The 13922-nt window shown below is 67.5% G+C and carries 12 protein-coding genes and 1 pseudogene; 5 read left to right on the plus strand and 8 right to left on the minus strand.

The genetic code is table 11. The features are described 5' to 3' along the window. Positions 1–192 precede the first annotated feature (192 nt). Entirely contained in the window at positions 193–396 is a 204-nt protein-coding gene (locus JWQ81_RS29470) for a hypothetical protein (protein ID WP_297546691.1), read from the plus strand. 46 nt (positions 397–442) lie between these two features. Beyond that, positions 443–2434 carry an SDR family oxidoreductase gene (locus JWQ81_RS29475; RefSeq protein WP_297546692.1) on the plus strand — a complete coding sequence of 664 codons (1992 nt, stop codon included), beginning with the start codon at positions 443–445 and terminating at the stop codon, positions 2432–2434. Between the two features lie 54 nt (positions 2435–2488). On the opposite strand, the gene JWQ81_RS29480 is transcribed toward JWQ81_RS29475, so the two are convergent. From JWQ81_RS29480 to JWQ81_RS29500, 5 genes are all read right to left on the minus strand, one after another. Further along, entirely contained in the window at positions 2489–3700 is a 1212-nt protein-coding gene (locus JWQ81_RS29480; protein WP_297546693.1) for an acyl-CoA dehydrogenase family protein, read from the minus strand. A gap of 2 nt (positions 3701–3702) precedes the next feature. After that, entirely contained in the window at positions 3703–4581 is an 879-nt protein-coding gene (locus JWQ81_RS29485) for an SDR family oxidoreductase (RefSeq protein ID WP_297546694.1), read from the minus strand. A 96-nt stretch (positions 4582–4677) separates the two neighbouring features. Then, on the minus strand, positions 4678–5523 hold the full coding sequence (locus JWQ81_RS29490) for a MaoC/PaaZ C-terminal domain-containing protein (protein WP_297546695.1): 846 nt from the start codon (positions 5521–5523) through the stop codon (positions 4678–4680). A gap of 3 nt (positions 5524–5526) precedes the next feature. Beyond that, on the minus strand, positions 5527–5958 hold the full coding sequence (locus tag JWQ81_RS29495) for an SRPBCC family protein (protein WP_297546696.1): 432 nt from the start codon (positions 5956–5958) through the stop codon (positions 5527–5529). Between the two features lie 15 nt (positions 5959–5973). Then, positions 5974–7167, minus strand: coding sequence for a lipid-transfer protein (locus JWQ81_RS29500; protein WP_297546698.1), 1194 nt, complete (start codon positions 7165–7167; stop codon positions 5974–5976). Positions 7168–7372: 205 nt separating this feature from the next. Here JWQ81_RS29500 and JWQ81_RS29505 point away from each other — a divergent pair, with 205 nt between their 5' ends. The 3 genes from JWQ81_RS29505 (at position 7373) to JWQ81_RS29515 (ending at position 11429) form a co-directional block, all read left to right on the plus strand. Beyond that, on the plus strand, positions 7373–9352 hold the full coding sequence (locus tag JWQ81_RS29505; protein WP_297546700.1) for a discoidin domain-containing protein: 1980 nt from the start codon (positions 7373–7375) through the stop codon (positions 9350–9352). 550 nt (positions 9353–9902) lie between these two features. Beyond that, positions 9903–10739, plus strand: coding sequence for an ABC transporter ATP-binding protein (locus JWQ81_RS29510; protein WP_297546702.1), 837 nt, complete (start codon positions 9903–9905; stop codon positions 10737–10739). Positions 10740–10772: 33 nt separating this feature from the next. Beyond that, positions 10773–11429 (plus strand): O-methyltransferase, encoded by a 657-nt coding sequence (locus JWQ81_RS29515; RefSeq protein WP_297546704.1) that lies wholly within the window; start codon positions 10773–10775, stop codon positions 11427–11429. 25 nt (positions 11430–11454) lie between these two features. On the opposite strand, the gene JWQ81_RS29520 is transcribed toward JWQ81_RS29515, so the two are convergent. From JWQ81_RS29520 to JWQ81_RS29530, 3 genes and pseudogenes are all read right to left on the minus strand, one after another. Continuing rightward, positions 11455–12183: an FCD domain-containing protein gene (locus JWQ81_RS29520; RefSeq protein WP_297546706.1), complete on the minus strand. Its 729-nt coding sequence runs from the start codon at positions 12181–12183 to the stop codon at positions 11455–11457. Positions 12184–12234: 51 nt separating this feature from the next. After that, positions 12235–13608 carry an L-serine ammonia-lyase gene (locus JWQ81_RS29525; RefSeq protein ID WP_297546708.1) on the minus strand — a complete coding sequence of 458 codons (1374 nt, stop codon included), beginning with the start codon at positions 13606–13608 and terminating at the stop codon, positions 12235–12237. 12 nt (positions 13609–13620) lie between these two features. Beyond that, positions 13621–13922, minus strand: a pseudogene (locus JWQ81_RS29530) (hypothetical protein); the annotation flags it as partial.

The raw sequence follows: 13922 nt of genomic DNA on the forward strand, positions 1-13922 counted from the left end.
AGGCTCCCGAGCACGAGTACCACCGGACGTTACCGCTGTTCCGACCCAGCGGCAGACGTCGGCCGACCCACCCGTCAACCCACGGCCTAACCCATCGGTAGGAATTTGCGGACAACCGCGTCACGAGCTGGAGGACGGCCCGTCCCAGCCTCAGGAAGCAGGTCCGCGAGTACGAATCGGAGGGCGACTACCGTGGCGTCTCGAGACGAATGGTCGATCAGCTGCCGCGATCTGGCCGGCAGGCGCAGAGACGTGACCGTCTTCGTGAGCAGCGACAAAGTGGTCCTCGTCGCACCACCCGGCGAAGCCGCGGTGCTCGGTCCACTCGACGTCGGACGGCTGCGCGCGGCCCTGCGCGACGCCGTAGTAGTAGTGGCGCAAACCCCTGCCGAGTGACGTCACCCTCTTCCTACTCGCGGGTAGGTAGTGGCATCATCGAGGCATGACCAACTACTTCGTAACGGGTGCGACCGGGTTCATCGGCAGGCGCCTGGTCGCGCGCCTGCTCCAGCGGCCCGGCACGGAAACGGTATATGCGCTGGTCAGAGAGACTTCCAGGGGCAAACTGGCGGCACTCGCCGACGGCTGGCCCGAGGCACGCAAGCTGGTCGGGGTCACCGGTGACCTGACCGAGGACGCGCTCGGCATCGACGCCGCCGCCCTCTCCCCCATCGACCACGTCGTCCATTTGGGCGCGATCTACGACCTCACCGCGAGCGACGCGGCGAACCAGGTGGCCAACGTCGACGGCACGCGCAACACGCTCGCGTTCGCCGCCGCGGCCCAGGCAGGCCGGTTCCACCACGTGTCGTCCATCGCGGTGGCCGGCGACTACGCGGGCAAGTTCACCGAAGCCGACTTCGACCTCGGCCAGGGCTTCCATTCCCCGTACCACCAGACGAAGTTCGAAGCCGAGAAGCTGGTCCGGCAGCAGCGGGTGCCGTTCACCGTCTACCGCCCGTCCGCTGTCGTCGGCGACTCCCGCACCGGCGAGATGGACAAGATCGACGGGCCGTACTACTTCCTCCCGGCGATCTCCCGGTTGTCCGCGCTGCCGAAGCGGCTCCCGCTGGCCGGGCCGGACCTGGGCGCCACCAACCTCGTCCCGGTGGAGTACGTCGTCGACGCGCTCGACCACCTCATGCACACTGCCGCGCCGACCGGCACCACCTATCACCTCGCGTCGCCGCGTCCGCAACCGCTGAACGAGGTCTACAACGCGTTCGCGCGGGCCGCCGGCGGGCCGCTCATCGGCACGACGCTGCCCGCGGGCCCGTCGAAAGCGCTGAAGAACGCCGGAAAACGGGCCGCGAAGTTCGCCGCGGCCGGGGTGGACCGGATCCCGGGCGGCCGGTCTGCCCGCGCGGCCGTCCTCTCCGAATTCGGCGTCCCGTTGGAAGTCCTGCCGCACCTCAGCATGGAAGTCGACTTCGACACCGCGTCGACCACCGCGGCACTGACCGGCAGCGGCATCGAACTGCCGACGCTGCGTGAGTACGCAGGCCCGTTGTACCGCTACTGGGCCGAGCACCTCGACGTCGACCGCGCACGCCGCCGCGACTCGCGGGAGCCATTGCGCGGCAAGGTCATCCTGATCACCGGCGCGTCCTCCGGCATCGGCAGGGCGTCTGCGCTGGCAACGGCACGGAAAGGCGCCGAGGTCCTGCTCGTGGCCCGCCGCACCGACGAACTCGAACAGGTCCGCGCCGAGATCGTCGGCGCGGGCGGGAAAGCAGCGGCGTACGCCTGCGACCTGACCGACGGCGACGCGATCGATGCGCTGGTCAAGGACGTGCTGGCCGAGCACGGCGCCGTCGACATGCTCGTCAACAACGCCGGCCGGTCGATCCGCCGGTCCGTGGGGCTGTCCACCGAACGCTTCCACGACTACGAACGCACGATGGCGATCAACTACTTCGGCCCGGTCCGGCTGATCCTCGGGCTGCTGCCGTCGATGGCGGAACGGCGTTTCGGGCACATCGTCAACGTGACGACGCAGGGCCTCCAGACCGACACCCCGAGGTTCACCGCGTACCTCGCGTCCAAGGCGGCGCTGGAGGAATTCGCGCTCACCGCCGGCCGGGAGACGCTGTCCGACGGCGTCACGTTCAGCTCCGTGCGGATGCCACTGGTCCGCACCGACATGATCGCGCCGACCGGTTCGTATCGCGGGGTGCCGTCGAGCAGCCCGGAACGCGCCGCCGCGCTGGTGGTCAAGGCGCTGGAGAAACGGCCGGAGATCCTCAACCTGCCCGAGGGCAAGGCCGCCGAGCTCGCGACCCTCATCGCGCCGAAGACCGCTCGGTTCGTGGCGCACCTCGTGTACCGGGCCATGCCCGAGTCCGCGCCCGAGGCCCGCCGCCTACCCCGAACCGCCCCGCTGGCCTCCGTCGCCGGAGCCGTGACGCGGTTGGTCTGGCGCCGCCGGGCCTAGGGAAGTCGTGAGCGTTGCGGCCGGTTCTAAGCGGCCGCAACACTCACGACTTCCCTACACTGGGCGCAGCAAGGCCTTCGCGATATGGGTCACCTGGATCTCGTTGCTGCCCGCGTAGATCATCAACGACTTCGCGTCCCGCGCGAGCTGCTCGACGCGGTATTCCGCCATGTATCCGTTGCCACCGAACAACTGTACGGCTTCCATCGCCACCTCGGTCGCAGCTTCGGAGGAGTACAGCTTCATCGCCGAGGCCTCGGCCAGCGACGGCAACTTGCCCGCGCGCAGCTTCTCGATGGTCTGGAACACCATGTTCTGCACGTTGATCCGCGCGACCTCCATCTTCGCCAGCTTCAGCTGGATCAGCTGGTAGCGGCCGATTTCCTGCCCCCACAACCGCCGGTTCTTCGCGTAGTCGACACACAGCCGGTGGCATTCGTTGATGATCCCGAGTGCCAGCGCGGCGACGCCCATGCGCTCAAAGGAGAAACTCTCCCGCGCGCTGTCCTTGCCGTCGCTCTGCTCCTCGGTTTCGCCCAGCAGCCTGTCACCGCCGAGCCGGACGTCGTCGAAGAACAACTCCCCGGTCGGCGACGAGTTCATGCCCATCTTCTTGAACGGCTTCGACCTGGTCAGACCAGGTAAATCCGCGTCGAGGACGAACGTGAGTACCTTGCGGTCGCGCTTGTCCGCGCCGTCACCTTCGTCGAGCTTCGCGTAGACCACGATCGTGTCGGCGTACGGGCCGTTGGTGATGAACGTCTTCTGTCCATTGAGGACGTACTCATCGCCGTCGCGGCGCACGTAAGTCTTCATCCCGCCGAACGCGTCCGAGCCCGAATCCGGTTCGGTGATCGCCCACGCACCGACCTTCTCGAACGTCGCGAGCGCGGGCAGCCAGCGTTCCTTCTGCGCGAGTGTGCCCCGGGACAGGATCGTCGACGCCGTCAGGCCGATGCTGACCCCGATCGACGCGACCAGCCCAAGACTCACCCCGGCGAGCTCGCTGATCACGATGAGCGCCATACCTTCCTGGCCGCCAAGTCCGAAACCGCCGCTCCCGGAACCCTTACCCGGCTTCAGGAGCTTCTTGACGGCCTCGGCCGCCATGACGTCTACGCCGAAGGCGGACAACATCTTCCGGATGATGTCGTACGGCGGCAGCTCACCGCTTTCGAGCGCGTCGACGTGGGGCCGGACCTCCTTGTCGATGAACTCCCGGACGGCGTCGCGAATCAACAGCTCGGTCTCGGACCATTCGTACATGCCTACACCCACTCGTCGAGGCGTTCGCCCACGTTTTCCAGCGTCCACGGTCCGTCGGTCTCGGTCGTCTTGACCTCGTGCCAGCCCTCCAGCAGCGAGATCGCGCCACCTTGCACGGCGAACAACTTGCCGGTGTGCGGACACTTCTCACTCGCAAGGTAGGCGACGAGCGGCGAGATGTTGGCCGGACTGAACGCGTCGAACTCGCCTTCTTCGACCTCCTGGGCGAAAATCGCGCCCATGCCCGGGGTCGCCAGAGTGAGCCGGGTACGCGCGATCGGCGCGATCGCGTTGGCCCGCACGCCGTAGCGCTCCAATTCCTGCGCCGCGACCAGCGTCATCGCGGCGATACCCGCCTTGGCCGCGCCGTAGTTGACCTGCCCGGCATTGGGCATGAACGTGCCCGACGCCGATGCCGTGTTCACAATCGCGCCGCGTACCTCACGGCCTGCCTTGGCACGGGACTTCCAGTAGCCGGCGGCATGCCGCATGGTTGCCATGTGCCCCTTGAGGTGTACCGCGATCACGGAGTCCCATTGCGACTCTTCGAGGCTCGCGATGAACCCGTCACGCAGGATTCCGGCGTTGTTGACCAGGACGTCCAGGCCGCCGAACTCACCCACGGCCTGGTCGATGAGCCCGGCGGCGCCCGTCCAGTCGGCGACGTTGTCGGTGTTGGCCACGGCCTTCCCACCTGCGGAAACGATCTCATCGACGACATCTTGCGCGGGTCCGGCGTCCGATCCGCTGCCGTCGTTGCCGCCGCCCAGGTCGTTGACGACCACGCTGGCGCCTTCGGCCGCGAACAGCAACGCGTGCTCGCGCCCGATCCCGCGCCCGGCGCCGGTGACCACCGCGACCCGCCCGTCCAAAACACCCATATCTGCTGTCTCCTAGTCAGAATTCCGCGGGACGTGAAGGCCACCTTCACAACCGATTACGCAATGAAGGTGGCCTTCACGTCCAGTCGAAGGCACTCAGGCCGCGATGACGGCGAGCCCGTCTTTGACAACGACTGCGTCACCGACGCTGGTCTCGTAGGCATACGTCCCAGCGCTCGCCCGCCAGATCCGCGTGCTGATGTCCTGCCCCGGCAGCACGGGCTTCGAGAACCGCACGGCGAGCCGTTTGAGCCGCTCGGTCCTCGAGTCGGCGACCTCGGTGAGCACGGCCCACGACGTGAACGCCAACGTGCACAGCCCGTGCGCGATGATCCCCGGCAGACCCGTCGACCTGGCGATCTCGGCATCGAGATGGATGGGCATCGGGTCGCCGGCGGCGGGCGAGTACCGGAACGTCTGATCGTCGTCGACGTGCTGGACGATCTTCGCGACCGGCGCGTCGGTGCGCAGTGTCTCGTCGAACTTGTGGCCCGGCGAGAGCTCGCCGACGGTCTCGCCGACGTCGAACTTGCGGACGAACGTCGTCACGTACTGCTCGTTGACCAGGTCCCCGGCCTCGGTGCGGCACTCGATGTACGTCGCCGAGCGGGTGCCGTTCGGCAGTCCCTCCCAGCCGATCATCTTGGCGCGTGACACCAATTTGTCGCCGGGACGGATCGGTCGGTGGAAGACGAAGTCCTGTTCCCCGTGGACAACCCGCGGGATCAGCTCGACCGGCATCGTCTCCACCGCCGGCTCCAGCAGCGAGTCGAACACCGGCACGATCGCGAACACCGGCGGCGCGATGTCCCCCGCGAGGTGCTCCTCGATCGGGTCGTTGGTCGCCCGCGCGTACTCCGCGATCCGTTCCCTGGTGACCTCGAAGCGGCTCTCGCCGGTCCACCGGCCGAGTCCAGCGTGGTCGAACTTCAGGTCCGACACCGGTCAGCCGACCAGCTCGGCGAACTTCGCCAGCGACTCGTCCAGGTTCTTCTTGCCGTCCTTCTCGACGGCTTTGCCGAGCGCGCCAACGATCATCTGACCGGTGAACTCGGCGTCGATCGTCGCTGTCGAGCCGCCGTCGGCCGCCTCGACCGACAACGCGAACCCGACCTTGACCCCGGCCATCCCGGTGCCGGAGATCGCCAGCTTCGACGGGGCGTCGAGCTCGTCGACCGTCCATTCGATGGTGTTCGGCATGCCCAGCATGGTGACGACCTCGGACACCTTGGCGCCCTGCACGAACTCAGCGGGCACCTCGCCCTTCCACTTGGTGTGGATGGTCAGCCACTTCTCGAAGTTGCTGGGGTTGGAGAACTCCGCCCACACCTTGTCCGGCGCGGCGGGAAGGTCTACGGACGCGGTGATCTTGCCCATGGGAATGCTCGCTTTCTAACGGTCGGCGCGTTGGTAGGCGGTCACGACGGCGGCGCCGCCGAGACCGATGTTGTGCTGCAGGGCAGCGGTGACCTTCGGGACCTGGCGCTTGTCCGCGGTCCCGCGCAGCTGCCAGGTCAGCTCGGCACACTGCGCGAGCCCGGTCGCGCCCAGCGGGTGGCCCTTGGAGATCAGGCCGCCGGACGGGTTGACGACCCAGCGTCCGCCATAGGTCGTCTCGCCTCCGTCGACGAGCTTGCCGCCCTCGCCCTCGGGGCAGAGTCCGAGCGCCTCGTAGGTGAGCAGTTCGTTGGCGGAGAAGCAGTCGTGCAGCTCGATGACCTGCACGTCGTCCGGGCCGAGGCCGGACTGCTCGTACACCTGGAGCGCGGCCTGCTTGCTCATGTCGTACCCGACGAGCGCGGCGGCCGTCTTGGCCTCGAACGTGCTCGCGAAGTCGGTCGTCATGGCCTGGCCGACGATCTCGACGGCTTGCGACGCGAGACCATGTTTCTCCACAAAGGACTCGCTGGCGAGGATCGCCGCGCCGGAACCGTCCGAAGTGGGCGAACACTGGAGTTTGGTCAGCGGCGCGTAGACCTCGCGTGAATCGAGGATCTCCTGGAGCGTGTACTCGTCCTGGAACTGGGCGTACGGGTTGTTCACCGAATGCCGGTGGTTCTTCTCGCCGATCTTCGCGAACTGCTCGGCCGTGGTGCCGTACTTCTCCATGTGCTCACGACCGGCAGCGCCGAACATCCACGGCGCCGGCGGCATCGCGAAGTCGTACAGCTCACCGAGTGCCAGCAGGTGCTTGAGCAGCGGCTGCTCGCGGTCCTCGTAGGTCGAGGTGAGCGAGCCGGGCTTCATCTTCTCGAAGCCCAGCGCTAGCGCACAGTCTGCGGTGCCGCTGCGGACGGCCTGCGCGGCGAGGTACAGCGCAGTCGACCCGGTAGAGCAGTTGTTGTTGACGTTCACGATCGGGATCCCAGTCAGGCCCAGCTCGTAGATGGCCCGCTGGCCGGCGGTGGACTCGCCGTAGACGTAGCCGACGTAGGCCTGTTGGACCTGGTCGTAGGCGACGCCGGCGTCCTCGAGGGCCTTGGTGCCGGACTCCTTCGCCATCTGCGGGTAGTCCCAGTCCTCCCGGCGGCCGGGCTTCTCGAACTTCGTCATCCCGACGCCGACTACGTACGTCCTGTTGGTCATGCGCAACAACATACCAACAGGAATGTATGTTGGCTAGCCTCCCGTCGTCCGCCACCCGACGTCGTGATCTGTCCACATCGGAGAAACCCCGGACGGTTCCCCGCAAAAACCGGCGCAAAAACTTTCACCGGCCTTTTTCATTGCCTACCCGCGCCGACGTCGTTACGGTCGGCGACATCGGCCTGCCCAATGAAGGGACTCCCCCATGGCTGTTTCTCGTCGTACGTTCCTGTCTTCTGCCGTCGCGGGTTCCGCCCTCGGAATTCTTTCCGTCGCCGAATTGAGCCGGAATACCGCTTCGGCGGCTCCGCTGGCACCCGCTGCGAGTGCCCCCGGTGACGTCGTCGGCAAGATCACTGTCGGTTACCAAGGCTGGTTCGCCGCGACCGGCGACGGGGCGCCGATCAACGGCTGGTGGCACTGGAGCCAGAACTGGGGACAGCCGCCGTCGCCGAGCAACACCGGGATCGTCGCGTGGCCGGACATGCGGGAGTACAGCCACACTTACCAGACGGCGTACCAAAATCTCGGCAACGGCCAGCCCGCGACGCTGTTCTCGTCGTACGACCAGCAAACCGTGGACACGCATTTCCTGTGGATGCAGCAGAACAACTGCGACACGGCCGCGCTGCAGCGGTTCAACCCGACCGGCGGCGAAGGCCCGACACGGGACGCGATGACGACGAAGGTCCGCTCGGCCGCGGAGGCGCACGACCGCAAGTTCTACATCATGTACGACGTCACGGACTGGCTCAGCATGCAGGCGGACATCAAGGCGGACTGGACGAACAAGATGTCCGCCATGATCTCGTCACCGGCGTACGCGAGGCAGAACGGCAAACCGGTGGTGTGCATCTGGGGATTCGGCTTCACCGAGCCGAGCCGCCCGTTCACCCCGGCGCCCTGCCTCGACGTGATCAACTGGTTCAAGAGCCAGGGCTGCTACGTGATCGGCGGCGTGCCGACGTACTGGCGCACCGGGGTCAACGACTGCCGGCCGGGCTTCAGCGACGTGTTCCACGCCTTCGACATGCTGTCCCCGTGGATGGTCGGCAGAATCACCGACGTCAACGGCTCGGACAATTTCTACACCAATCTCACCGTGCCCGACCAAGCCGACTGCACGGCCCACGGTATCGATTACCAGCCGTGTGTCATGCCCGGCGATATCGGCGGGCACCACCGCGTGCACGGCGATTTCATGTGGCGGCAGTTCTACAACGTCGTGCGGGCCGGGGTGCAAGGTATCTACATTTCCATGTTCGACGAATACAACGAGGGCAACCAAATCGCCAAAACCGCCGAAACTCTGGCCACCGTCCCAGTCGGGTCGGGGCTGCTCGCGCTCAACGAAGACGGCACTGCGTGCTCCTCCGACTACTATCTGCGCCTCACCGGAGACGGCGGCCGGATGCTGAAGGGCCAGCTCGCACTGACCGCGACCCGCCCGACCCAGCCGATGGTGTCCTCCGGAGGCGACGGCCAGGCGCCGTCCGCGCCGGCGAACCTGCACGCGACCGGGCAGACCGACACCACGATCTCGCTGGCGTGGAACGCGGCGTCCGACAACGTCGGCGTGACCGGGTACCAGGTGTCGCAGACCGGCGGCGGCGCGGGCGGCAGCACGGCGGCGACGTCGATCACCGTCAGCGGCCTTACTCCTTCGACGGCGTACACATTCGTCGTCACCGCGCACGACGCCGCCGGCAACGTGTCGGGCAACTCCAACGCGGTCACGGTGACGACCGGCGCGGGCTCGCCGAACACCAACCTCGCGCAGGGGAAGCCGACGTCGGAGAGCAGTCATACGCAGAACTACGGCAGCGGCAACGCGGTCGACGGGGACGCGAACTCGTACTGGGAGAGCACCAACAACGCCTTCCCACAGTGGATCCAGGTGGACCTCGGCGCCGCGACGAGCGTCAAACGCGTGGTGCTGACCCTGCCCCCGGCGACGGCGTGGAGCACTCGGACCCAGACCCTGTCCGTCCAGGGCAGCTCTGACGGATCGAGCTTCGCGACGTTAGCCGGTTCCTCGGGCGTCACCTTCAACCCGGCGACCGGCAACGCGGCGACGATCACGTTCCCGAACGCCGCCACCGCGCGCTACGTCCGTGTCACGGTCACCGCGAACACCGGCTGGCCCGCCGGCCAACTCTCCGAACTCCGCGTCTACGCCTCCTGACCCACCCGCCCCGGCGTCCCACTTTTGCGCTGTTGTGGGGTCTCTTAGTTTCTCAGAGACCGCAACTCGACGGCGAGTTGCGATCGTTGCGCGCGCGGGTAACCAGCGCACGCAACGAGGGCGCTTTTGTACTTTTGTGGTTCTTCGGTCGTCTGTGTGGGTGCTGGTTGCTGTGGACTAGCTGCGTTTTACCGCAGCAAGAGCCGGGTCGTGTCGGTGTACGGCGAATGCCGGTGTCCGAAGCTGGGTGTGGGACTCACCGGTCTGAGTGTGGGACTCGCCCCCGCTGAACGTGGGACTCGCACAGCGCGTCGGCGAGTCCCACACTCCAGCCCGACGAGTCCCACGTTCACGCCGACGAGTCCCACAGTCACCACCAGCCGACCACACCCACTGACCTCAAGAACCTCACCAGCCACACCGACACCACTGAGGCGTCGCGGACCCACATACGACACAAGAGCCACTCTTGTGCCCTGCTTGAGACTTCAAGGAGGGCACTCTTGGACAAAAGTGCCCTCTGGTGAGGTCGTAGGTTAGCCTTGCCTGTGTGGGACAAGCTGTGGAGACGCGCGACGAGACCGTGACGAGCACCGAGCCGCGGCTGCACGCCGAAGCGCTCACCCTCGCCTACGACGGGCGGACGGTCGCGGAAGACCTCGCGGTGGTGATCCCGGACAAGTCGTTCACCGTCATCGTCGGCCCCAACGCGTGCGGCAAGACCACCTTGCTGCGCGCGTTGGCGCGGATGCTGAAGCCGCGGCACGGTTCGGTGTACCTCGATGGGCAGGTCATCAGCTCGTTCCCGGCGAAGGAGGTCGCCCGGCGGCTCGGGCTGCTACCGCAGAGTTCGATCGCACCGGACGGCATCACCGTCGCCGACCTCGTCGCCCGCGGCCGGTATCCGCACCAGCGGCTGTTCCGGCAGTTCTCCGGCTCCGACGCCGCCGTCGTCGACGAGGCGATGCGGGCCACCGGCATCGCCGACCTGGCGAACCGGCTGGTCGACGAGCTGTCGGGCGGACAGCGGCAGCGCGTGTGGATGGCCATGGCACTCGCGCAGCAGACCGATCTCCTGCTGCTCGACGAGCCGACGACCTATCTCGACATCGCCCACCAGATCGACATCCTCGACCTCTGCGCCGAACTGCACGCCGAACAGGGCCGCACGCTCGTCGCCGTCCTGCACGACCTCAACCACGCGGCTCGTTACGCGACGCACATGATCGCCATGCGCGACGGCAAGATCATCGCGACCGGCACCCCGGACGAGGTCGTCACCGAGGAGAACGTCCAGCGGATCTTCGAACTCCCCTGCCGCGTCATGCCCTGCCCGGAAACCGGAACCCCGTTGGTGATCCCGAAAGCCAGCCGCCGCAGCGTCTGACATGCAGCGTCTGATTTTCGGTAGGTTCGGGGTATGTCCGAGAAACTGTGGTCCGAGGTCGACGATTACTTCGCCGAAACGCTGATCCCGTCCGACCCGGCGCTCGACGCCGCGCTCGCCAACTCCGAGGCCGCCGGCCTCCCGTCGATCGCCGTCACTCCGCATCAGGGCAAACTGCTCAACCTGCTGGCCCGGATGTCCGGCGCGAAGTCGGTCCTGGAGGTCGGCACGCTCGGCGGATACAGCACGATCTGGCTGGCCCGCGCGCTGGGCGAAGGCGGCAGGGTAGTCACTCTGGAGGCCGATCCGAAGCACGCCGAGGTCGCGCGCGCGAACATCGACGCTGCTGGTCTCGGCAAGATCGTCGACGTCCGACTCGGCCGCGCGATCGACACGCTGCCCAGTGTCGAAGGGCCGTTCGACCTCGTGTTCATCGACGCGGACAAGCCCAGCAACGCGGCCTACTTCGAGTGGGCCCTGCGGCTGACCAAGCCCGGTGCGGTGATCGTCGTCGACAACGTGGTCCGCGCCGGGCGCGTCATCGACGCCGACAGCGGCGACGCGGCCGTCGAGGGCTCCCGCCGCGTGACCGAGCTGGTCGCGGCCGAGCCGCGCGTGGACGCGACCGCTCTCCAGACCGTCGGCGCGAAAGGCTACGACGGCTTCATCGTCGCGCTAGTCACCAGCTGACCTGCCGCCACCCTGCCAGCTCGCGTCAGCTCAGGAACGCTCGCAGCAGCGAGGCCGTGCCGTCGACGTGTTCGGCCATCGCGCGGCGAGCAGTGGCGGCGTCGCCGGTGAGGATGGCGTCCACGATCGTCTGGTGCTGCGCGTTGGAGTGCTCGAGGTTGGGCTCCAGCAGGGGGATCTCGTCAAGCAGCTGGTTGACGCGCATCCGGACGTCGGCCATCGCCGTGGTGAGCGAGCCCGACCCGGTGACCTCGGCGATCGCCAGGTGCAGCCGGGAATCCTTGCGCCGGTAGTCGGCGAGGCCCGCGGTCGACGTCTCCGCGAGGGTGTCCGCCAGGTGACGGCGGTCGGCCGGGGTCAGCTCCCTGGCCGCGGCCATCTCGGCGGCCCCGGTCTCGAGGACGTATCGCAGGCTCAGCGCGTCCTCCAACGCGGCCGCGTCCATCTTGCGGCCGTCGCCGGCGTGCTCGGGGGGCGCGGGCAGGTTCTCGTTGACGAACGTCCCGCCGTACCGGCCGCGCCGCGACTCGACGTACCCCGCGTCCGACAGCGCCCGGATCGCCTCCCGCAGCGTCACCCGGCTGACACCGAGCCGCTCGGAAAGCTCCCGCTCGGGCGGCAGCCGGTCACCCGCGCCGACCACCCCGAGCCGGATCGACTGCAGCAGCCGTTCGACCGTCTCCTCGAACGCGTTGCCCGCGCGCACGGGACGGAACAGCGCGTCCCCAGCGTTGACGACCGTGTTCGACTCCACCCGTCGAGTCTAGGCTCGGTGCTCCCCGCCCCGCTGACGAGACCGAGGCGCTCAGCACTCGATGACGTTCACGGCGAGGCCGCCGCGCGAGGTCTCCTTATACTTGATGCTCATGTCGGCGCCGGTCTCGCGCATCGTCTTGATGGCCTTGTCGAGGGTGACGATGTGGCTGCCGTCGCCGCGCATCGCCATCCGCGCGGCGTGGATCGCCTTCGACGCACCGACGGCGTTGCGCTCGATGCACGGGATCTGCACCAGGCCGCCGACCGGGTCGCAGGTCAGGCCGAGGTGGTGCTCGACGCCGATCTCGGCGGCGTTCTCGACCTGCGCGGGCGAGCCGCCGAGGAGTTCGGTGAGTCCGGCCGCGGCCATCGCGCACGCCGAGCCGACCTCGCCCTGGCAGCCGACTTCGGCGCCGGAGATCGAGCCGGTCTGCTTGAGGATCGAGCCGAGCGCGCCCGCGGTGAGGAGGAAGGTCACCACGCCGTCGTCATCCGACCCCCGCATGAACTTCTGGTAGTAGTGCAGGACCGCCGGGATGATGCCGGCCGCGCCGTTGGTGGGCGCGGTGACAACCCGGCCGCCCGCGGCGTTCTCCTCGTTGACAGCGAGCGCGTACAGGCTCACCCAGTCCATCGCGTACAGCGGATCGCCGACGCCGTCCTCCGCGAGAAGCTTCTCGTGCAACGACCTCGCGCGCCGCGGCACTTTCAGCCCGCCGGGCAGCACACCTTCGTGCTCACAGCCGTTGTTGACGCACTCGATCATGACCTGCCAGATGTCGAGCAGCCCCTGCTTGACCTCTTCGCGAGTGCGCCACGAAAGCTCGTTGAGCATCATGATCTCGCTGACCGGCAGCCCGGTTTCACGGCAGTGCGCGAGCAGGTCGCCACCGGTGCGGAACGGGTACGGCAGCGGCGTCGAGTCCTCGACGATCGCAGGTTCGTTTTCGTACGTCTCGTCGCGCACGAACCCGCCGCCGACGGAGTAGTACGTCCGCTCACGCACCACCTCGCCGGCCGCGTCGAACGCGCAGAACGTCATCCCGTTCGGGTGCGCCGGCAGCGATTTGCGCCGGTGCATCGTGAGGTCGGTGTCCTCGTCGAAAGCGATCTCGTGCTCGCCGCGCAGCGACAAGCGCCCCGCCTCGCGGATCGTGGCGACCTTGCTCGCGACGGTGTCCGTGTCGATCGACTCCGGCCGCTCGCCGGACAGCCCGAGCAGCACAGCCTTGTCGCTGCCATGCCCGTGGCCGGTTGCGCCGAGCGAGCCGAACAGCTCGGCGCGGACCCTGGTCGTGCTGGTCAGGACGTTGTCGTCGGCGAGGCCGTCGACAAACGTGCGGGCCGCCCGCATCGGCCCGACCGTGTGCGAACTGGACGGGCCGATGCCGATGGAGAAGAGATCGAAGACGCTGATGGCCATGAAGACCTCTTACTACTGTGTCGAAGTACTTGGTGCCGCTGAGACACCAATTGGCGCAGCGAGTCTTGCGAGAACGGAACTGGCTTCCTGAGCGGAGGCGCCTTCAACGACCAAATGCGACAGGTTCTCCGGCAGTGTCTCACCACGATGCGCCTTCGTCTGCGCGTACAGACGTCCTGCTCGATAGGACGAGCGGACCAACGGACCCGCCATCACACCAGCGAAACCCATCGCCTCAGCAGCCTTCGAATGCTCCACGAACTCCTCCGGCTTCACCCACCGGTCCACCGGATGATGACGCGGAGACGGACGCA

This window comes from Amycolatopsis sp., from assembly GCF_025464955.1.
Lineage (GTDB): Bacteria > Actinomycetota > Actinomycetes > Mycobacteriales > Pseudonocardiaceae > Amycolatopsis.